This is a genomic window from Marinobacter sp. MBR-105 (genome assembly GCF_053628895.1).
In genome coordinates this window covers 40,063-59,893 of record NZ_JBRJHG010000008.1, presented here as the reverse complement: position 1 = coordinate 59,893, position 19,831 = coordinate 40,063, and the positions used below count along the sequence as shown (strand labels likewise).

16 protein-coding genes are annotated in these 19,831 nt (G+C 58.0%); 6 read left to right on the top strand and 10 right to left on the bottom strand.

All coding sequences use genetic code 11. The features are described from left to right. Positions 1-15: 15 nt before the first annotated feature. The 3 genes from ACSSVV_RS10885 to ACSSVV_RS10875 are packed head-to-tail and all read right to left on the bottom strand — an operon-like array spanning position 16 to position 3,400. The gene (locus ACSSVV_RS10885; protein WP_014422153.1) at positions 16-1,347 is read right to left on the bottom strand and encodes an N-acetylmuramoyl-L-alanine amidase; all 1,332 of its coding nucleotides are present in this window, start codon (positions 1,345-1,347) and stop codon (positions 16-18) included. Beyond that, positions 1,344-1,841 carry a tRNA (adenosine(37)-N6)-threonylcarbamoyltransferase complex ATPase subunit type 1 TsaE gene (gene tsaE / locus ACSSVV_RS10880; protein ID WP_011786218.1) on the bottom strand — a complete coding sequence of 166 codons (498 nt, stop codon included), beginning with the start codon at positions 1,839-1,841 and terminating at the stop codon, positions 1,344-1,346. The genes ACSSVV_RS10885 and tsaE overlap by 4 nt, the downstream gene beginning before the upstream one ends. Beyond that, on the bottom strand, positions 1,838-3,400 hold the full coding sequence (locus ACSSVV_RS10875; protein WP_114434169.1) for an NAD(P)H-hydrate dehydratase: 1,563 nt from the start codon (positions 3,398-3,400) through the stop codon (positions 1,838-1,840). Before ACSSVV_RS10875 ends, tsaE begins: the two co-directional genes overlap by 4 nt. Before the next feature lie 136 nt (positions 3,401-3,536). Here ACSSVV_RS10875 and queG point away from each other — a divergent pair, with 136 nt between their 5' ends. Then, entirely contained in the window at positions 3,537-4,625 is a 1,089-nt protein-coding gene (gene queG / locus ACSSVV_RS10870) for a tRNA epoxyqueuosine(34) reductase QueG (protein ID WP_014422155.1), read from the top strand. On the opposite strand, the gene orn is transcribed toward queG, so the two are convergent. Next, positions 4,620-5,162, bottom strand: coding sequence for an oligoribonuclease (orn, locus tag ACSSVV_RS10865; RefSeq protein ID WP_011786221.1), 543 nt, complete (start codon positions 5,160-5,162; stop codon positions 4,620-4,622). The two genes, queG and orn, sit on opposite strands and share 6 nt — an antisense overlap. A gap of 105 nt (positions 5,163-5,267) precedes the next feature. Here orn and rsgA point away from each other — a divergent pair, with 105 nt between their 5' ends. Then, on the top strand, positions 5,268-6,323 hold the full coding sequence (rsgA, locus tag ACSSVV_RS10860) for a small ribosomal subunit biogenesis GTPase RsgA (RefSeq protein WP_041654876.1): 1,056 nt from the start codon (positions 5,268-5,270) through the stop codon (positions 6,321-6,323). A gap of 16 nt (positions 6,324-6,339) precedes the next feature. On the opposite strand, the gene motB is transcribed toward rsgA, so the two are convergent. Next, complete coding sequence (gene motB, locus ACSSVV_RS10855) at positions 6,340-7,299, bottom strand: flagellar motor protein MotB (RefSeq protein ID WP_014422157.1); 960 nt, start codon at positions 7,297-7,299, stop codon at positions 6,340-6,342. Positions 7,300-7,329: 30 nt separating this feature from the next. Continuing rightward, the gene (gene motA, locus ACSSVV_RS10850) at positions 7,330-8,181 is read right to left on the bottom strand and encodes a flagellar motor stator protein MotA (protein WP_141067191.1); all 852 of its coding nucleotides are present in this window, start codon (positions 8,179-8,181) and stop codon (positions 7,330-7,332) included. A 195-nt stretch (positions 8,182-8,376) separates the two neighbouring features. On the opposite strand from motA, the gene asd reads away from it, so the two are divergent. Beyond that, positions 8,377-9,237, top strand: coding sequence for an archaetidylserine decarboxylase (asd, locus tag ACSSVV_RS10845; protein WP_454106228.1), 861 nt, complete (start codon positions 8,377-8,379; stop codon positions 9,235-9,237). 6 nt (positions 9,238-9,243) lie between these two features. Here asd and epmA read toward each other — a convergent pair whose 3' ends face one another. Then, positions 9,244-10,212 (bottom strand): EF-P lysine aminoacylase EpmA, encoded by a 969-nt coding sequence (gene epmA, locus ACSSVV_RS10840; RefSeq protein ID WP_454106227.1) that lies wholly within the window; start codon positions 10,210-10,212, stop codon positions 9,244-9,246. Positions 10,213-10,221: 9 nt separating this feature from the next. Next, entirely contained in the window at positions 10,222-10,797 is a 576-nt protein-coding gene (gene efp / locus ACSSVV_RS10835; RefSeq protein ID WP_011786227.1) for an elongation factor P, read from the bottom strand. A 45-nt stretch (positions 10,798-10,842) separates the two neighbouring features. Between efp and epmB the strand changes: the two genes are divergently transcribed. From epmB to ACSSVV_RS10820, 3 genes are all read left to right on the top strand, one after another. Further along, positions 10,843-11,910 carry an EF-P beta-lysylation protein EpmB gene (gene epmB, locus ACSSVV_RS10830; protein ID WP_454106226.1) on the top strand — a complete coding sequence of 356 codons (1,068 nt, stop codon included), beginning with the start codon at positions 10,843-10,845 and terminating at the stop codon, positions 11,908-11,910. A 177-nt stretch (positions 11,911-12,087) separates the two neighbouring features. Next, positions 12,088-13,902: a hypothetical protein gene (locus ACSSVV_RS10825; RefSeq protein ID WP_011786229.1), complete on the top strand. Its 1,815-nt coding sequence runs from the start codon at positions 12,088-12,090 to the stop codon at positions 13,900-13,902. 102 nt (positions 13,903-14,004) lie between these two features. Further along, on the top strand, positions 14,005-16,089 hold the full coding sequence (locus ACSSVV_RS10820) for an EAL domain-containing protein (protein ID WP_454106225.1): 2,085 nt from the start codon (positions 14,005-14,007) through the stop codon (positions 16,087-16,089). Positions 16,090-16,140: 51 nt separating this feature from the next. Here the strand turns inward: ACSSVV_RS10820 and serB are convergent, their stop codons facing one another. Together serB and parC are read right to left on the bottom strand one after the other, a co-directional pair. After that, positions 16,141-17,373 (bottom strand): phosphoserine phosphatase SerB, encoded by a 1,233-nt coding sequence (gene serB, locus ACSSVV_RS10815; protein ID WP_113879993.1) that lies wholly within the window; start codon positions 17,371-17,373, stop codon positions 16,141-16,143. Further along, complete coding sequence (parC, locus tag ACSSVV_RS10810; protein ID WP_454106224.1) at positions 17,366-19,672, bottom strand: DNA topoisomerase IV subunit A; 2,307 nt, start codon at positions 19,670-19,672, stop codon at positions 17,366-17,368. Before parC ends, serB begins: the two co-directional genes overlap by 8 nt. Positions 19,673-19,831 lie beyond the last annotated feature (159 nt).

Below are 19,831 nucleotides of genomic sequence, written 5' to 3'. Positions count from 1 at the left end.
GGGACTACCTCTTGATCAGGATGAGGGGATGCGAATGGTTTGCCCTACCATAACACGATCATCGTTCATCCCGTTAAAGCGCATCAGCTCGCTGACGGTGGTCTGATTCTCCCGGGCAACGCCCGAGAGAGTATCACCTCGCTGTATCCGGTACTGGCTGACGTCGGTGCCACCCCGGTTTTGCTGTTTTTCCCAGGCCAGCAACGTGCCGGGAGGTGGTGTGCGACGAAAATACTGCTCGATGCCATCGAAAATGGCGTTGGCCAGCTTGTTGCGGTACCACTCGGACGCAAGATTCTTCTCTTCGGTCGGATTCGAGATGAAACCGGCCTCCACCAGAATCGAGGGGATGTCCGGCGACTTCAAAACCACAAATGCCGCCTGCTCCACCCCCTGTTTGTGAAGCTTGGCCACACGGCCCAACCGGCCCAGCACGGAATCTCCAACCCCCAGACTGGCGTTGATACTTGCGGTCATGGAGAGATCCAGCAATACCCCGGCCAGCATGTCATCACGGCCATCCAGAGAGACACCGCCGGCACCACCGATCAAATCTGAACGGTTCTCGCTCTGGGCGAGCCATCGAGCCGTTTCACTGGTGGCACCGCGCTGAGAAAGCGCGAAGACGGATGCTCCCCGTGGCTGCGGCGTTCTGAAGGCATCGGCGTGCACCGACACGAACAGATCCGCGTTGTACTTGCGGGCCAGCAAGGTGCGGTTCCGCAAGCCCACGTAATAATCGCCTGTCCGAGTAAGCTTGGCAGTGAACCCTTTCTGCTGGTTGATCAGATCGGCCAGACGCTTTGCCATTCTCAGCACGACATCCTTTTCCCGGGTCCCCCGGGGCCCGATTGCGCCCGGATCTTCGCCGCCATGACCGGCGTCGATAACCACGATAATGTCACGCTTACCGGCAGAATCCTGGGTCACCGTCGGGCTCGTCGCCCGATCGAGACGGCTGCCCTGTTCATCAATAAGATCGACCACCAGACGATGGCCATACTGCTGATTCGGCTCCAGCACAAAGCTGCGAGGCTTGATATCACTTTTCAGATCCAGCACCACCCGCAAATCGTTACCATTCCTTGGCGCGCTGCGAATACGCTGAATGGGGCTGCCGGAAAGGTCGACCTTGCTGAAATCCGTGCCGAGAGCAGCATCCTTCAGATCAATAACCAGCCGGGACGGTCCACTCAGAGAGAATACGTTGTGCTCAACCAGACCGGCAGTGTCCAGCACCAGGCGGGTATGATCCGGAGCCGGCCACAAACGCACCCCCTCGACACGGGTACCGGCCAAAACTGTACTGGCTGAAAGCAACAGCGCCATAATCACCAAGATTTTCATGAATCCGGCCCTATCAGTTCTATTTCATTAAGCAAGGAAGCCCCAAGCTCCGAACGGGCGCGCAATACCACAGAGCGCCCCTGACCTTCCCGTTCAAGATGGATTTCCAGATCCGGATCAGGCAAGACTCCCTGACCACGCTCCGGCCACTCAATAATCCGGATGCTCTGGCTGGCAAAATAATCCCGGATTCCCATGTATTCCAGTTCCTCGGGGTCACCCAGCCGGTACAGATCAAAATGGTACACCGGTGGTTCCAGGTGTTCGTAGGGTTCAACCAGTGTATAGGTCGGGCTCTTGACGGCACCCTCGTGGCCAAGCCCTCTCATAACACCACGGCTCAGGGTCGTCTTGCCCATCCCCAATTCGCCGTCGAGAAAAACGGTGAGGCCTTCCCGGGCATGACTGGCCAACCGGGCCAACTCACCACCAAGTTTTTCCGTCTCGGCCTCATCTTCCAGAAACAACCGGCGTTCATTACCAAAAATACTCATCGATTCCCCCGGTCACTAAAACATTCAGGCCGCTCCGACCTTACCAGCACCTGTGGCACGGCTTCGATCACATCAGCCGGGAGCAGCCCCATATAGCCTTTATTCTGCCCCGCCTCATCCGCGGCCGCCAGATGTAAAGCCGCTGAAGCCATTACCGCCTGACGGGCGGACGGAATTTGCCCGAGAAATGCCCCCAGGATGCCCGACAGCACATCGCCCATGCCCCCTGTCGCCATCCCCGGATTACCGCCCGGTATTATGCCGGGCACTCCGCTGCCGGTGGCAACAACCGTACCCGCACCTTTGAGCAGGACAATGCCATGCCACAGCTTCTGTATGCGTGCTGCCGCTCCCATCCTGTCCGCCTCGACTTCCTGAACACTGCAGCCCAGCAGCCTGGCCGCTTCTCCCGGGTGGGGCGTCAGCACATGGTTGTCCGCCGGCGCCGGGGCGCGGTCGGCCATGATGTTGAGTGCATCTGCGTCCAACACTCTGGGCTTGCCACTGGCAATAACCTGCTGCAGCATTTGCTGTCCCCAGGCGGACTGGCCGATCCCGGGTCCGCAGACCACGACATCGGGTTTCTCCAGTAAAGCCGGCAACTCAGACCCGTGGGTTACACCCCTGACCATCAACGACGGACAACGAGCCAGCGCAGCGGTAACGTATTCCGGCCGGGTGGCCAATGACACCAACCCGGCGCCGGCCCTGGAGGCCGCCTCTGCAGCCATGATACCCGCCCCGCCGAAACCGTGATCTCCCGCCACCACCAGGACATGACCGAACATGCCCTTGTGGGCGTTAGCGGGGCGTTCCGGCAACCAGGACTGGCATCGCGCCCAGGGATAAAGCTCGGCCAAGGGCATTTCCCCGCTCTGCTGACCGGCGTTAATCGCCCCCAGCGCTTCAAACATTACCTGACCACAGACACCCGCGCCTGCGCCGGTGAAGAGGCCAGTCTTGGCGCCGATAAAAGTGACCGTCACATCGGCATGCACCACATCCCCTGTCGCGGCACCGGTTGTGGCATCCAGGCCGGACGGCAAATCCACCGCCAATACAGGCTTTCCGGATTGGTTCAACTGACCAATAACATTGGCAAAGGGCTCCCTGGGCGCGCCGGTTACTCCGGTACCGAGCATGGCATCTACCACCACCGCAGCGCTATCCATCCGCGCTTGCAAATCGGCATCGGACAGGGCACTGCCTTCAAGAATCTCGACACCATCGGCCCGGGCTTTCTGGCACGCAGACCGGGCGTCGCCCGTGAGCTTTTCCGTCGGCGCCACGGCAACACACGCCACATCAATGCCATGACGCTTAGCGTTGGCGGCCACCAGGTAACCATCACCGCCATTATTGCCAGCTCCGCACAACACAAGCACAGGCTGCGCACCAGGCCAGAATGCCACCAGATGGCGGAACGCCGATCTAGCTGCCGTTTGCATCAATTCGAAGCCATCCACCCCCTGCTGTTCAATCAGATAGCGATCCATCGCCCGCACCGAGTCGGCGGAATAGAGCGCTTCTGGTAGACTGTGCTCGGAAACAGAGGGCATTTGCCGGGAACTCCCAGATACAGAAACCGGTTTAAGAAAATTGGCCAGATACCTGTAAAGCATAGCAAAACAGGAAAAAAGGTCATAACTTAATCAAATTAAATCTTCGCAGGGCCGCACCTGCCAGCAGTCCACTATGGCCGTTACTCCAGAACACCCAGCTTCAGAAACGCTCCATACAGAGCTCGCGGACCTGCCTGCACAGATCCGCCGTTGGGCACGGGAGCTGGGCTTTTCCGATGCCGGGATTACCCAGGCGGAGACGGGGCCTCACGCTGAACGCCTGCAGCGCTGGCTGGCAGCAGGTTACCACGGCCAGATGGCCTACATGGCCGACCATGGCGACAAACGTTACACACCCGACTCCCTGGTACCCGGGACCACCCGGGTCATTTCCGTCCGACTGGATTACCTGCCAGCACCTGACAACCCGAAACAAGTGCTTACTGACCGGGAACGGGCCTACGTTACTCGCTACGCCCTGGGGCGCGACTACCACAAACTGATGCGCAAACGCCTGGCCACGCTGGCAAAATGGATTGACGAGGCTGTCAACGGCTATGACTACCGGGCATTTGTCGACAGCGCGCCGGTACTTGAGCGCGGACTGGCGCAACGGGCCGGACTGGGTTGGATTGGCAAAAACAACATGCTGATTCACCCCAAAGCCGGTTCGTTCTTTTTTCTGGGTGAAATCTTCACCAATGCCCCTCTGCCCCTGGATGCACCGTTCGACAGCCAACACTGCGGCTCTTGCGCTGCTTGCCTGGACGTATGCCCGACCGACGCCTTTGTAGGCCCTCACCTACTGGATGCCCGGCGCTGCATCAGCTATCTCACTATTGAACTGAAAGGACCGATCCCGGAGGAGCTGCGTTCACAAATGGGCAACCGGGTATTCGGCTGCGACGATTGTCAGTTGGTCTGCCCCTGGAACAAGTTCAACAAGCCCACCGACGAGGAAGACTTCAAACCGAGGCATGGTCTGGACAATTCATCCCTGGCGGAGCTGTTCCTGTGGACCGAGCAGGAGTTTCTGAAGCGCACGGAAGGGTCAGCAATACGGCGCACCGGCTATGAAAACTGGCTCAGGAATCTGGCGGTGGGACTGGGCAACGCCCCCAGCACCATTCCGGTGGTGGAGGCACTCAAAGCCCGGGCCGACCACCCGTCGGAACTGGTCCGCGAGCACGTGGCCTGGGCCTTGAAACAGCACGGACTATAGCTTGAAGAAATGATCCCGGTAGTGACGCAGTTCATTGATGGAGTCACGGATATCGTCCAGAGCCAGATGACTGCCCTGTTTCTTGACTCCTTCCAGCACGTCCGGGCGCCAGCGGCGGGCCAGCTCCTTTACCGTTGAGACATCGAGATTGCGGTAGTGGAAGAAGGCTTCCAGTTTGGGCATGTATTTCACCAGAAACCGCCGATCCTGACCAATACTGTTGCCACAGAGCGGGGATTGTCCTGGCTCAAGATGTTTGCCCAGAAACTCGAGGGTTTGCTGCTCGGCCTCTGCCTCGCTGATGGTACTCTCTTTGACCCGTTGGGTCAGACCACTGGCACCATGGGTGCGGGTACACCATTCATCCATCTGCTCCAGCAGGCTGTCGGGTTGATGAATGGCAATCACCGGCCCCTCTGCCACGATATTCAGCTGGGAGTCGGTGATGATGCTGGCCATCTCGATAATGCGTTCTTGCTCGGGATCCAGACCGGTCATTTCCAGGTCAATCCAGATCAGGCGGTCGCCGTTACTCATCTCGCTGTTACCTATGCCGTTTTGTCGGGTGGATGAAGTTCTGTGTATTGTCCACGATTCACGTATGATGTGATACCCAAACGCCGGTTAACCGATTGAACGCAGATGGCAAAACGACGATTGAACAAACGCCAGCAATGGCGCATCGAAAAGATCCAGAAAGAACGGACGGTGAGAGCTGCACGCAAGGAAAAAGCGGTGGAAGAACAAGCCGCCGCCGGTGAGCTTGGTCCTGAGCAGAATGGACTGGTGATTGCTCACTACGGCCAGCAACTGGATATCGAGGCGCTTGAAGGCCCGGAATCCGGGCAGGTGTTCCGCTGTTTCGTCAGAGCCAACATTGACAGCCTGGTGACCGGAGACCGGGTGGTCTGGCGCCCGGGCAAAAGCAAAACCGGCGTGATTGTTGCCCGCTGTGAACGGGAAAACCTGCTGCAGCGCCCGGACAACTTTGGCGCGCTAAAACCGGTGGCCGCCAATATCGACCATATCATTCTGGTAATTGCCCCCGAGCCCGAGCCCCACGACAACCTGATCGATCGTTATCTGGTGGCGTCTGAAAGCTCTGACATTCCGGCGGTAATCCTGCTGAACAAGACAGATCTGATTAACGACGACAAACGGGATCAGATCGAAGCCCTGCTGGCCAGATATCAGGCGCTGGGCTATGAGGTGGCGCGCACTTCAGCCGCAGAAACCGCCGGCACGCCAGCCCCGGAAGTAGAAGCTCTGGTGCGGAATCAGACCAGTGTCTTTGTGGGTCAGTCCGGCGTGGGCAAGTCTTCCATCATTCAGACACTGTTACCGGATGAACTGCTACGGGTGGGCGCGGTCTCCGAGAGTACCGGCAAAGGCGTGCATACCACCACCACGGCAAAACTGTTCCACCTGCCCGGGGGGGGCGATCTGATCGATTCTCCGGGTATCCGGGAGTTCGGTCTCTGGCACATGACGCCCCAGGAAGTGGAATACGGCTTTCGGGAAATCCGGCCGCTGATCGGGCTCTGCAAGTTCCGCAATTGCCGGCACATGGGAGATCCGGGCTGCGCTCTGGACGCAGCAGCCGAGGCTGGCGAGATTTCAGCGGAACGCCTGAAGAGCTTTCATCGCATCCTTCAGGATATGACCGATCAGCAGGCTCGTGGTCTCAAGCTCACCTGAACCCACAGAACCAACGCTACCAATTCAGCTCACCCGGAGCGGGCTCTTCTTTCGGTTGGAACCAGTCGCCACCTTCCAGCTGTTCCAGAGCCTGCTGCTCCTGCTCCTCCGTCGGGCGAGTAAGATCAATCAGCGGCTGATCGGAGCGCCCTGCCCCGGTCTCGATACTGTCGGCGGTCTTTTTGTTCAGAACAATAATGGAAATGCGACGGTTTACCGGAGCCGTGGGGTTGCTCCTGTCGAACAGCACCGAATCACTCAATCCCACCACCCGGGCGATCTGTTCCAGCCGGACGCCGCCAGCCACCAGCGCTCGACGCGCTGTGTTGGCGCGATCTGCCGACAACTCCCAGTTGGTGTAACCCGGTCGGCCACTAAACGGCGTGGCGTCGGTATGACCTGTGATGCTGAGCTTGTTGTTGACTGACCCCAGGGTCTTGGCCAACTCAAACAGAATGTCCTGAGAGTAGTACTTCAACTCTGCCCGGCCACTGTCGAACATGGGCCGACCGGACCGGTCTACAATCTGAATTCTCAGGCCTTCGTCAGTAATATCGATCAGCAACTGATCCTTGAACTCCTGCAGGGTCTGATTCTGCTCGATCCGTTCCTGCAACTCCTGGAAAAGCTCCTGCATTCGGCGCTGCTCCAGAGTGTCCGCCAGTTCATCCACCACCTCGTCTTCAATCTGAATGGTGCTGGCCTCCTGATCCTGGGTAGATTCCTCAATGACCGAGGCACTGCCCTCAAGGTCTACCGGGTTGGGCGAGCCGCCTTCGGTAAAGCCAACAGGATCCTTGAAGTAGCCTTCGACCGCCCTTTTCTGTTCGGGGCTCGCCGTGGCGGTGAGCCAGAGCACCAGAAAAAACGCCATCATCGCGGTCGCAAAATCGGCAAACGCAACTTTCCAGGAGCCGCCGTGATGCCCGCCGACAACCTTTTTCTTGCGTTTGATGATGATCGGCTGTTCTTCCAAGATACTCTCCGAGGCTAACCAGGCTTTTTGTTACTTTGAGCGAACGTGGTCATTGAGCTCCTGAAATCCCGGTCGCTTTTCGGTAGGGAGTGCCTTGCGCCCAAATTCGATTGCCATTTGGGGAGCCTGTCCTGACACCGTCGCGACAATGGCCGATTTAACACATTCGTAGGCTTTCAGCTCATATTTGGCGGCATGCTCAAGCGCAATCGAGGTTGGCCCGACAAAACCATACCCCATCCAGATGCCCAGAAAGGTACCAACAAGTGCGGCCGCAACGCTCAAGCCGATTTTCTCCGGCCCTTCCGTGAGGAACCCCATGGTGATAACGATCCCGAGCACGGCGGCAACAATACCCAGCCCTGGCAGAGCATCAGCAATCTTGTTGACCGCATGAGCAGGCTCTTCAAGCTCGTGCTGTCGATTTTCGATTTCGTTTTCCATCATGCCTTCCAGCTCATGCGGGGCCATATTGCCGGAGCTGATGATGCGCAGGTAATCAGTGATGAAATCCAGCAGGTGCCGGGATTTCATAATCGCCGGATAACGACTGAAGATCTGGCTCGACTCCGGATTATCGATGTCCTCCTCAATGGCCATGACGCCCTGCTTGCGGGACTTGTCGAACACCTCATAGAGCAGACTCAACAAATCCATGTAATAGGATTTATTGAAAGGAGACCCGGTCAACAACCGGATACACGCCTGAAACACCTCTTTTACGGTGTGTAAAGGGTTGGCGATGATAAATGAACCAACGGCCGCTCCGCCGATAATCAGGATTTCTGTCGGCTGCCACAAAACCGCCAGATTGCCGCCGTGCAGAACGTACCCACCAAGAACGCACGCAACAACGACCACAGCTCCAATGATCAATAACATGGTGACTATGCACGCCTTTTGTCTGGTTAACGGCCGGGGCCGGTTACTACCCGAAGCTGGCTCAGCCGGGAACACCCAAAATGTGATCTGATAATAGCAAGCATCAACCGTAACAGCGAAGCTGTGAAACAATTTCTATACACTGCGCCGGGTTTGGTAGACTACCGCGCTTTATGATCGCAAGAGTCTCTCGGAATGCTTGATAAACTGTTTGTTCTTAGCCAATACGTCACACCCCAGCTGGCGGTTTCCCGCCTGGCAGGCCGTCTGGCCGACAGCGAGAGCACTCCAGCCCTGAAAAACCGTGTGATCAAATGGTTTATCGGCCGCTATGGCGTGAACATGAGCGAGGCCGCTGAGCCAGACTTTACCGCCTACCCCACGTTCAACGCGTTTTTTACCCGTGCACTCAAGCCGGGCGCTCGCACCATAGAGCCCGCACCGGAAACCCTCACCAGCCCGGTGGACGGCGCCATCAGCCAGATTGGCCAGATCAGCACAGACCGTGTATTCCAGGCCAAGGGACAGTCATTCAGTCTCACTGAACTGCTCGGCGGCGATGACGAACGGGCCGAGCCCTTCCGGGAAGGCGAGTTCGCCACTATTTACCTGTCGCCCAAGGATTACCACCGTATTCACATGCCCATGGCTGGCACCCTGAAAGAAATGGTCTACGTACCCGGGAAGCTGTTCTCAGTCAATCCGGTAACCGCCGAAAATGTGCCGAACCTGTTCGCCCGAAACGAACGGGTGGCTTGCCTGTTCGACACCGAGGCGGGCCCCATGGCTATGGTATTGGTCGGCGCGATGATTGTGGGCAGCGTGGAAACCACCTGGGCCGGCGTGGTAGCGCCCAATTCCGGCAAAGTTATGCAATGGCAGTACCACGGAGACGATGCCGTTAAGTTTGAAAAAGGTCAGGAAATGGGCCGCTTCCGCCTGGGCTCCACCGTGGTACTGGTGATGCCCAAGGGTGCGGTTAAATGGCAGCCGAATCAGGTGGCCGAGAAAACGGTGCAGCTGGGTGAAGCCTTCGGCAAACTGAACGTCAAGTAGCAGGGCTCAGGCCCGCTCAATCGGAAACGCAATAACGTCCTGAATGTTGCGACTGCCCAGCTTGAGCATCAACAGCCGGTCAAGGCCCATGGCCACACCGGCGCATTCCGGCAGGCCTGTCTCCAGCGCTGCCAGAAAAGACTCGTCCAGCGCCATCTCCGGCTTGCCACTGGCACGCCGGAGATAGTTATCGGCGGCAAAACGGGCCCGCTGCTCGGCCGGATCGGTCAATTCCCAGTAACCATTACATAGCTCCAGGCCATGAATGTAGAGCTCAAACCGGTGCGCCACTCTAAAGCCCTGATGCTCAGAGATGCGTGCCAGAGCGGCCTGAGAGGCGGGATAGCGGTTAATGAAAACCGGTTGCTCTCGGCCCAATTCCGGTTCCACCACGAAACTCATGACCAGATCCAGGCAGCCATCGCGGCCTAGGCCGGCCAGCTGTTCCGGCTCCAGCCACTGTTCACAGTAGCGTTCAAGGTCCCGGTCGGTGATGGTCATCGGGTCGATACCCGCAATGGACTGCATCGCCTCACGGTAGCTCAGGGTTACCGGAGGCGAGCACTCCAGCCAGCCACAGACCAGATCTGCGACTTCCCGCATCAGCTGTTGATCGTCAAAGCCAACGCGGTACCACTCCAGCATGGAGAATTCCGGATTGTGACGTTTGCCGCGCTCACCGTTACGAAACACTCGGGCAATCTGGAAGATTGATCCTGAACCTGCGGCCAGCAGCCGCTTCATGTGATACTCAGGGGACGTCTGCAACCAGCCCCCCTGAACGCCGCCAGCGTCGACCGCAGAGGGAATGCCGTCGAGATTGACGTCGGTTACGCCGTGGCGTCCCAGTACCGGGGTTTCTACCTCCAGCACCCGCCGCTCAGAAAAAAAGCCGCGCACGTGGGCCAGAAGCTGTGCGCGGCTTTCCAGAGCGGCCCGGGAGGCAGAGGGCTGCCAGACAGGGCGATCAGTCATGATCGATGATCAGCTGCTTTTGACACGGTTGACGTATTCACCGGAGCGGGTATCAACCTTCAGCACCTCACCAATGGTGATGAACAGGGGCACGTTCACAACGGCACCTGTGGACAGGGTCGCGGGCTTGGAGCCACCCTGGGCAGTGTCGCCTTTCATGCCGGGATCGGTATCAACCACTTCCAGCTCGACAAAGTTCGGCGGGGTCACGGTCAGCGGCGCGCCGTTGTACAGAGTCACGGTGTAAACGTCCTGCTCTTTCAGCCACTTGACGGTATCGCCAACCGCCTTGGCATCAGCCGCGTACTGCTCGAAGGAGCCATCAGTCAGCATGAAGTGCCAGAACTCGCCATCGGTATACAGGTATTCCATATCCTGCTCGACAACGTCGGCCGCTTCCAGAGACTCTCCGGATTTGAAGGTACGCTCCCAAACCCGGTTGGTCATGAGGTTGCGCAGCTTGACCCGGTTGAATGCCTGGCCCTTGCCCGGCTTGACGAATTCATTCTCGAGCATGATACAAGGGTCGCCATCCAGCAAAACCTTGAGACCGCTGCGAAATTCGTTGGTAGAATATGAAGCCATGAAATGTCCACCTGACAGACTGTCGTTAAAATTTCAAAGGTCGCTATGATACAGCGAACCCCCGCCCGTATAGAAGCCCGCGATGCCAGCCATCCACCCGATGTCCGGGTTGAACCAGGCAACACACCGGACTGGCAACAGATACTGAGCCAATCGGTCACTACGCCGGAACAACTGCTGGAACGTCTGGGGCTCGCTCCGGAGGACTGGTACAGAGGCGCCGCCTGCGGCCACAGACTGTTTCCGATCCGGGTGCCCGAGCCCTACCTGGCACGGATTGAGCCAGGCAACCCGGATGACCCCTTGCTGCGGCAAGTACTTCCTGTCGCCCAGGAGACGGAGGTTCATCCCGATTTCGTATCGGACCCGCTGGAAGAGGCGTCGGCCATCCAGACCACCGGCCTGATTCGCAAATACACCAGCCGTGCCTTGCTCATGATCACGGGACAATGCGCTATCAATTGCCGCTACTGTTTTCGTCGGCATTTTCCCTACGGCGATCACCGTCTTGGGCCGGAAGACCGACGCCAGGTCATCGACAGCCTGTCCGCCAGCCCGGAAATCAACGAAGTGATTTTCAGTGGTGGCGACCCACTGGCAGTGAACGACCGCCTGCTCTCGCAATGGGCCGAACTGCTTGGTGACATCCCCCATCTTCGCCGGTTGCGCATTCATTCCCGCCTGCCCGTGGTGATACCACAGCGGGTATGCGACAGCCTGATTGACTGGCTGTCCCGAACCCGACTGCAAAAGGTCCTGGTGGTGCACGTGAATCACCCGGCAGAAATCGACCAGGCCACCCGCCAGGCATTCCGACGTCTGAGCGAGGCCGGGGTTACCCTGCTGAACCAGAGCGTAATCCTCAGAGGTGTCAACAATAGCAGCGCCACACTCTCAGCCTTGAGCGAGACGCTGTTCGAAGCGGGGGTTATGCCCTATTACCTGCACGCCTTTGATCCCGTCTCCGGTGCCCGGCACTTCTCCGTGAGTGACACCGACGCCATCCGGATAGTTAACGAAATGCTGGAAAATCTGCCCGGCTTCCTGGTTCCAAAGCTGGTTCGGGAGCTTCCCGGCCGCGCCAGCAAGACCCCGCTGGACCTGGGCTCGTGAGACCTGTCGCAAAAGATGGCCTATTTTCACTTGTCAAAGATTGTCAACTCGTGATTTTCTCGCTTTTTGTCGTTGCTTTGCTATCTTAAAGTGCAAGATCCATAAACAATAACGACCTGTATTTTCGGCGTTTTCGCTGAGTTACAACTACCGCGGTCCCGACATTGGCGTGAGAACATGGATGGTAAGATCCTGAAACCAGAGCTCAAGGTTCCTGAACAGAAAACAGCCAGCCTGTCGTTTTGCGACACCAGCCCCAAGGCCTTTCGCGCCTGGGCGGATCAGTTGCCGATGGCCAATACCGGTGAGGCATCTCGTCAGCTATATCACGCGATCATTGAGCTGAACCATCTGTTCCTGTCGCCGCTCCAGCGCCTGCAATTTCTGGAAATCGTGCGGGACAAGATTCATTTTGTCTGTAATGAGCTATCGCGACACTTCCTCGGGCTCGCCATCGCGCTGCCTGAAAAGCAGCGAAAGATTGCCAATCTGACCCAGGCACTTCAGCTGCATCTGGCCGCCGGGTACAAGCTTTGTCTGCTGGAATACGTCGACAATGGCGGAGTAGACAAACACCGGCGCCAAATTGCCACGGCAATCCATAGGGCAATGTCGGAGCTGGCCGCCACCATACTTCGGTCCCATCAACTGTATTGTCCGAGCCCGGCCAGCAGCTGGCTGGAATGCCATCGCATGTTCCGTTTTGCGCACCGGAACAAACTGGCCAACATGGAGGTGGATGACGACACCCTCACGCACCGACGAGCCAGTACGGTTGTCGACAGCTACAAACGTATTCTTCTGCTCGGCTGTGCGCGGCCTAACCAACTGCGTCAGGCCGAATTGACACAGGTGTATGATCTGTTCGAATCCTGGACCGAGCACTGCCAGTGTGCCCCGGACCTGGGCCCCGACAGCCTGTTCGTCATCAATATGGAAAAAGACAATCCGCCGGTCTACCGCAGCCTGCTCGAAAATACACCGGGCAATGAAAGCTTCAGCTTCGACACCCGCGATCTGTCCACCCTGCTGGCAGAGACCCTGCACGCCAGGCGCCAAGACGGCCATGGAGGCGAAGCTCTCAAGATTCCCTCCACGGTGAGCGATACCTTACTTACGCACCTGAGCCAGGCACTCGGCATTCTGGCCAAGCGCAACTTTAACCGCATCGCCAGCCAGGGCACGCTGGAAGTGTGCGTAGGTCTCACCGCTGCGCACTACTTCGTAGCCGGCCAGAAAGCGTTCTCGGAGTTCCTGGATGGCAACGAAAGCAGTCATCTCGAATCCGATAACCTGTTTATCCGGAATGCCAATCGCAAGGCAGATGCCTGGTCCGGCGCACACGATGCCGGCCCGAACGAAGACCGGCTGCATTCTGCCGATGCCCCGATCAACTTCCGCACCAGTGGTGGCAGTCATCAGCCCTCCGGCAGCCAGGACAAAAACCGGCCGCGATCGCACCATGCACTACTGGTCAATACCAGCCCCGGCGGCTACTGCGTAGCTTGGGAGAGTAATGTCCCGGCGTCACTCCAGGCCGGTGAAATTCTGGGCGTACGAGAACAGAGCTCGCACCCCTGGAGCATTGCCGTTGTGCGCTGGCTGCGCCAGATCCGCAACCAGGGCACTCAGGTGGGCATTGAGCTACTGGCGCCGAGCGCCGCGCCCTGTGCCGTGCGACTTATCCAGAAAGTCGGCAACAGCAGCGAGTACCTCAGGGGCCTGCTGCTGCCCGAAATCAGCGTAGTCAATCAGGCCGCGACACTGATTACCCCGCGACTGCCGTTCCAGACCGGCAGCCGGATCTCGCTGCTGCAAGATGGCAGGGAAGACCAGGGACAGCTACTGAAAAAGGTCTCGGCCACTGGCAGCATCAGCCAGTTCGAACTGAAACTCCAGAATCCCATCACCCCAACTGCCGGCCGTGGTGCTCCCCCATCAACGCCAGGCACTACGGAAGACGAATTTGACTCACTGTGGCCGTCGCTTTAAATAGTGCGGCCCGTCAACTGCCGGCATGGCCAGGGTTGTTATTGCTGGCCAACCCCTGCATCATTCATCCGTGAATATCCGGCACCACGAGACGTCTGACGAATGCAGAAGAAAAACACGACCGTACACCTGCTGATTCTTGACCCATCACAAAACGATGCGGAATCCATGGTCAGCTTGCTCCGCAACTCCGGCAAGGCTACCCGCGCTCACCGGATTACCTCGGAAGAAGATCTGGAAGAAGCGCTCAAGACCTCCAACTGGGACTTGCTGTTGGCACGCGACCTGGAACAGGAATTCGGGGCAGACGATGCTCTGGCCATGGTCAAGCGCATGGACAAGGACATCCCCTTCGTTCTGCTGACCGAGGAATACATCCGCGAGCGTACCGTCAACATCATCCGTGCCGGTGCCCAGGATGCCGTGCCCTTTCAGTACACCGACCAGCTCGTTCTGGTGGTCAAGCGGGAGCTGGCAGCTCTTGAGGAACGTCGCAAACGCCGGGTACTGGAATCTCATCTGCGTGAGGCCGAGCAGCGATGCCAGTTGCTGCTGGAAAGTTCCAAGGATGCCATTGCCTACATCAACGATGGCATGCACATCTATGCCAACCAGTCCTACATGGAATTCCTGGGCTACGACGACATCGACGAGCTGATTTGTATTCCGGTGCTCGATACCCTTACGCCGGAAAGCCAGGAGAAATACAAGGAGTTCATGAAAGCGTTCGCCGAAGAGCGCAAAGATGGCATGACTCTGAACTGCACCGCGCGCCGCAGTGACGACCACGAATTGAATGTCACCATGTCGGTGTCCGCAGCCACATACGACGGAGAGGCCTGCACCCAGATCGTTCTGCAACCGGAACACAGCGATGCCGAGCTGGAGGAAAAGCTGAAACAGATCAGCAGCCAGGATTTGCTGACCGGCCTGTACAACCGTCAGTACCTGATGGATGCCCTGGCCCAGGCTATCGCCACGGCTGGCAAGGACAACAAGACCGGCGCCCTTGCCTACATTGCCCTGGATAATTTCCTGAGCATGAAGAGCCAGGTCGGCATCTCCGGCGCGGATCTGTTGTTGGGCGATCTCGCCACCCTGCTTCGGGAACAGGCCGGCGACGAGGTCACCCTGGCCCGCCTGAGCGACGATGCCTTCTGCGTCATGTGTCTGCCCTGTGATGAAGCCAGCATGGAAAGTCTGTGCGAGCGCATCCGCAAAGCGGTCGAGGACCACTTGTTCGACATCAACGGCCGGACAGTTCCGCTGACCGTGTCCATCGGTATCGCCGCGATCACGGAAAACTCACCAAAGGCCGAAGAACTCATGGGCCGGGCCCATACTGCCTCGGCCGATGTGAAAAAACAGGAAGGCCACGAGCGTGGCAACGGCATCCTGGTCTATAACCCGGCTGAATACGAGAGCCTTGATGAAACCAACTCGGTGGAGGCCATTCTCAAGGCTCTGGACGATAACCGTTTCCGGCTGCTGTTCCAGCCCATCATCAACCTGCGCGGTGAGGGTGAGGAGCATTACGAGGCCTTTGTCCGGATGCTCAACAAAGACAACGAAGAAGTCTCGCCGTATGACTTCCTGCCGCCGATGGGACCCAGCGATACCGCCATCAAGATCGACCGCTGGGTTATCCTGCAAACCATCAAGCAGCTATCGAGCCACCGCTCAAGGGGCCACGACACTCGCCTGTTCCTGAACATCACAGCCGAGACGCTGCAGGACAAGACCTTCACGCCCTGGCTCAGCGTTGCCCTCAAAGCTGCCCGCTTGCCGGGAGATTCGCTGATCTTCCAGATCCGCGAAGGCGATGCCAACAACTACATGAAGCAGGCCAAGGACTTCACCAAGGCGGTGCACGAACTGCACAGCAAGGTATCCATTTCCCAGTTCGGCTGCGCACTCAATCCGTTCAACACCCTCAAGCACATTGAGGCGGATTACGTGAAGATTGATGGTTCGTTCACGGAAGAGATTCAGAAGAGTGACGAGGCCAAAGAGCAGGTCAAGGAAATGGTCAAGAGCCTGCAGAATGCCGGCAAGCTGACCATCATCCCGCTGGTGGAAAACGCCGGCGTTCTTGCGACGCTCTGGCAGGCAGGCGTGAACTACATTCAGGGCTACTACCTGCAGGCGCCGGTACCGGAGATGAACTACGACTTCGGCGACAACTGATCAACGGCCGCTTAACCAAAAAGGGCGAGATCATTCTCGCCCTTTTTGGTTTCAGAGGTGGGTATTCTGAAGCGTTTGATTGGTCTCGCTTTCCCGGAACCCGATCAGGTACAGGATGGCATCCAACCCTAAGGTAGAGATGGAGTGGCGTGCCGACTCCTTGACCAGTGGCTTGGCCCGGAAAGCAACTCCCAGGCCCGCCTGACTGAGCATTGGCAGATCATTGGCGCCGTCCCCAACGGCAATCACCTGTTCCCGGGAAATGTGCTCTTTCTCAGCTATTTCCAGCAACAACTCCGCCTTTCGCTTACCATCTACAATCTGACCTTTCACCTCACCGGTTACTTTGCCGTCGATAATCTCCAGCTCGTTGGCGTAGATATAGTCAATGCCCAGCTTACCCTGAAGATGACGAGCAAAATAGGTGAAGCCGCCAGACAGGATAGCGGTCCGATAGCCCAGCGCCTTCAGACTGCGAATCAGGTGCTCGGCCCCTTCGGTCATTCGCAGTCGGTTGGCGATCCCTTCAAGCACCGACTCGTCCAGCCCCTTCAACAGGGCCAGGCGCTCGGCAAAGCTCTGACTGAAATCCAGCTCACCCTGCATGGCACGCTCGGTGATCTCAGCGACCTGCTCACCGACTCCCGCTTCATGGGCCAGCTCATCGATCACCTCAGCTTCAATCAGCGTGGAGTCCATATCGAACACCACCAGCCTGCGGTTGCGTCGGAAGATCGAATCTTCCTGGAAGGCGATATCCACATTCATCTCGCCGGCAATGTGCAGGAAATCGGCCCGAAGCTGTTCAAGATCCGAGGGCGTCCCCCTTACCGAGAACTCGACACAGGCAATACGGTTTTCCGAGGTGTTCAGCGACGGCCTTGCCGACAGCCGGGTAATATTGTCAATGTTCAGGCCATGACGCGCCGTAATCGCCGACACCCTGGCGATCTGCTCAGCCTTGATGTCGCGGGAAAGCAGGGTCACGATGTAACAGGCCCGGTTGCGGCCCTCAGCCCAGGCCTGATATTCCTGCTCGGTAATCGGCGCAAAATGCACCTGCAGATCCAGCGCGTGCAGCCGGAACAGCAAATCCCGGATTACCGGAGAGGATTTTGACTCATCCGGGATCTCGATCAGAATGCCCCAGGTCAGATGGTCATGAATGACCGCCTGGCCTATATCCAGAATGCGGACATCGTAACGCCCCATGATTCCGGTGATTTCCGAGGTCAGGCCGGGTTTGTCCCGGCCCGATACGTTTACCAGCACCAGCTCACTCACTGTCTGTATTCTCCCCGCTCTGGGCTTCTTCCTCGGCCCGCGCAGCCGAAGGAATCACATCAATACCATCCACACGCTGCAGGCCCCGTGGCAGCTTGTGACCACGACGGCCCCGCTCACCCAGATAGTGCTCAAGATCGCCAAACCGCAGGCCAAGCTTGCGCTTGCCCGCTTTCACTTCCAACTGATCCTCTTCACCGAACACGGCGACAGCAACCACGTATTCTTCGCGATTCTGCACCTGGGCGGAGGGAATACTGATGATCTTGTTACCTTTACCCTTGGCCAGCTCCGGCAGCTCGCTGAGCGGGAACACCAGCATGCGGCCCTCATTGGATATGGCCGCCAGGTACAGGGTCGATGCCGTTTCCGGAATCATTACCGGTGGCATGATTCTGGCGCCTTTGGGTACGCTGACCACGGCCTTGCCCGCGCGATTCTTGCTGATCATGTCGTTCAGCGACGTGACGAAACCATAGCCACCGTCGGTGACCAGCAGTGTCTTACGCTCGGGATTACCCATCAACAAACCGGAGAAAGTAGCTCCGGAGGGGGGATTGATCCGCCCGGTCAGGGGCTCGCCCTGCCCCCTGGCAGACGGCAGACTGTGGGCCATTAATGAATAGGCCCGGCCGGTGGAATCCAGGAAAATCGCCTGCTGGTTGTTGCGCCCCTTCGCCGCCAGGGCAAAACGGTCGCCAGACTTGTAGCTGAGACCAGCGGGGTCAATGTCGTGACCCTTGGCCGCGCGAACCCAACCCTTATCGGACAGCACCACCGTCACCGGATCGTTGGATACCAGATCGGTTTCGCTGAAGGCGCGGGCTTCCTCCCGCTCGACAATCGGCGAACGGCGGTCATCACCAAAGGTCTCGGCATCCTGCTCGAGTTCGGTCTTGATCAGTTCGCGAAGCCGATCTTCTGAGCCCAGAATGGCCTGCAGCTCATCGCGCTCGGCGGAGAGCTCATCCTGTTCGCCGCGAATTTTCATTTCTTCGAGCTTGGCCAAATGCCGGAGTTTCAGCTCCAGAATGGCCTCGGCCTGCTCCGCCGACAAACCAAAGCGCGCCATCAGTTCGGCCTTGGGCTTGTCTTCGGTGCGGATAATCTCGATTACCTCATCAATATTGAGGTAGGCAATCAACAAGCCTTCCAGAAGATGCAGCCGGGCCAGCACCTTGTCCAGGCGATGCTGCAAACGGCGTGTTACCGTTGTTTTCCGGAATGCCAGCCACTCGGTCAGAATGGTGTACAAGCCTTTTACGCCTGGCCGGCCATCGTTGCCAATCACGTTGATGTTGACCCGATAGGTCTTCTCCAGATCGGTACTGGCAAACAAGTGAGCCATCAGCCCGTCCAGATCAACCCGATTGGAGCGGGGCACAATCACCAGACGGGTCGGATTTTCATGATCCGATTCATCGCGCAGGTCTGCCACCATGGGCAGCTTCTTGGTCTGCATCTGCTGGGCAATCTGCTCCAGCACCCGGTTTCCGGAGACCTGGTGGGGCAAATCAGTGATCACCACTTCGCCATTCTCGCGCATCCAGCGTGCGCGCATCCGCAGCGAACCTCGCCCGGTCTCGTACATCTGGCGCAAGTCTTTGCGGGGAGTGATGATTTCAGCCCTGGTTGGGAAATCCGGCCCCTTGATGTGCTCACACAGCTCATCTACGGACGCATCGGGCTGATCCAGCAAACGAATACAGGCGGCTGTAACTTCCCGAACATTATGGGGTGGAATATCCGTCGCCATACCAACGGCAATACCCGTGGTACCGTTGAGCAGCACGTGCGGAAGCCGGGCCGGAAGCACCGAGGGTTCTTCCATGGTGCCATCAAAGTTTGGCACCCAATCCACGGTTCCCTGCCCGAGCTCACTGAGCAGCACTTCCGCAAAGGGTGCCAGCCGCGATTCGGTATATCGCATGGCGGCAAAGGATTTGGGATCATCCGGAGACCCCCAGTTACCCTGCCCGTCTACCAGCGGGTAGCGGTAAGAAAACGGCTGGGCCATGAGCACCATGGCCTCGTAACAGGCACTGTCGCCGTGCGGGTGGAACTTACCAAGCACATCACCCACGGTACGAGCCGATTTCTTGTACTTGGAGGTGGACTTCAGCCCCAGCTCCGACATGGCGTATACAATCCGCCGCTGTACGGGCTTGAGCCCGTCCCCTACGTTGGGCAGAGCCCGGTCCAGAATGACATACATGGAATAGTCCAGGTACGCCTTCTCGGTGTAGTCCCGGAGTGATACCCGCTCGAAACCTTCATCCGTTGTCTGAAACTCTGGCATGGACGCCTCTTTGCCTTGGATGCCTATCAATGTTGTGGCGCACATTATATGGACGCCAGCCCCGATACACCAATTTCCAATAGCGGAATTCCCGCATGGAGACTCTGTAAGGTGAGCCGTATTCTCGCCACAGTGATTAGAACGCCGTTTACTCTCTGA

Bases quoted from the DNA above. Each gene is read 5' to 3' on its own strand.
- ACSSVV_RS10885 (WP_014422153.1), bottom strand. From the start codon at position 1,347: ATGAAAATCTTGGTGATTATGGCGCTGTTGCTTTCAGCCAGTACAGTT.
- tsaE (WP_011786218.1), bottom strand. From the start codon at position 1,841: ATGAGTATTTTTGGTAATGAACGCCGGTTGTTTCTGGAAGATGAGGCC.
- ACSSVV_RS10875 (WP_114434169.1), bottom strand. From the start codon at position 3,400: ATGCCCTCTGTTTCCGAGCACAGTCTACCAGAAGCGCTCTATTCCGCC.
- queG (WP_014422155.1), top strand. From the start codon at position 3,537: ATGGCCGTTACTCCAGAACACCCAGCTTCAGAAACGCTCCATACAGAG.
- orn (WP_011786221.1), bottom strand. From the start codon at position 5,162: ATGAGTAACGGCGACCGCCTGATCTGGATTGACCTGGAAATGACCGGT.
- rsgA (WP_041654876.1), top strand. From the start codon at position 5,268: ATGGCAAAACGACGATTGAACAAACGCCAGCAATGGCGCATCGAAAAG.
- motA (WP_141067191.1), bottom strand. From the start codon at position 8,181: ATGTTATTGATCATTGGAGCTGTGGTCGTTGTTGCGTGCGTTCTTGGT.
- asd (WP_454106228.1), top strand. From the start codon at position 8,377: ATGCTTGATAAACTGTTTGTTCTTAGCCAATACGTCACACCCCAGCTG.
- epmA (WP_454106227.1), bottom strand. From the start codon at position 10,212: ATGACTGATCGCCCTGTCTGGCAGCCCTCTGCCTCCCGGGCCGCTCTG.
- efp (WP_011786227.1), bottom strand. From the start codon at position 10,797: ATGGCTTCATATTCTACCAACGAATTTCGCAGCGGTCTCAAGGTTTTG.
- epmB (WP_454106226.1), top strand. From the start codon at position 10,843: ATGATACAGCGAACCCCCGCCCGTATAGAAGCCCGCGATGCCAGCCAT.
- ACSSVV_RS10825 (WP_011786229.1), top strand. From the start codon at position 12,088: ATGGATGGTAAGATCCTGAAACCAGAGCTCAAGGTTCCTGAACAGAAA.
- ACSSVV_RS10820 (WP_454106225.1), top strand. From the start codon at position 14,005: ATGCAGAAGAAAAACACGACCGTACACCTGCTGATTCTTGACCCATCA.
- parC (WP_454106224.1), bottom strand. From the start codon at position 19,672: ATGCCAGAGTTTCAGACAACGGATGAAGGTTTCGAGCGGGTATCACTC.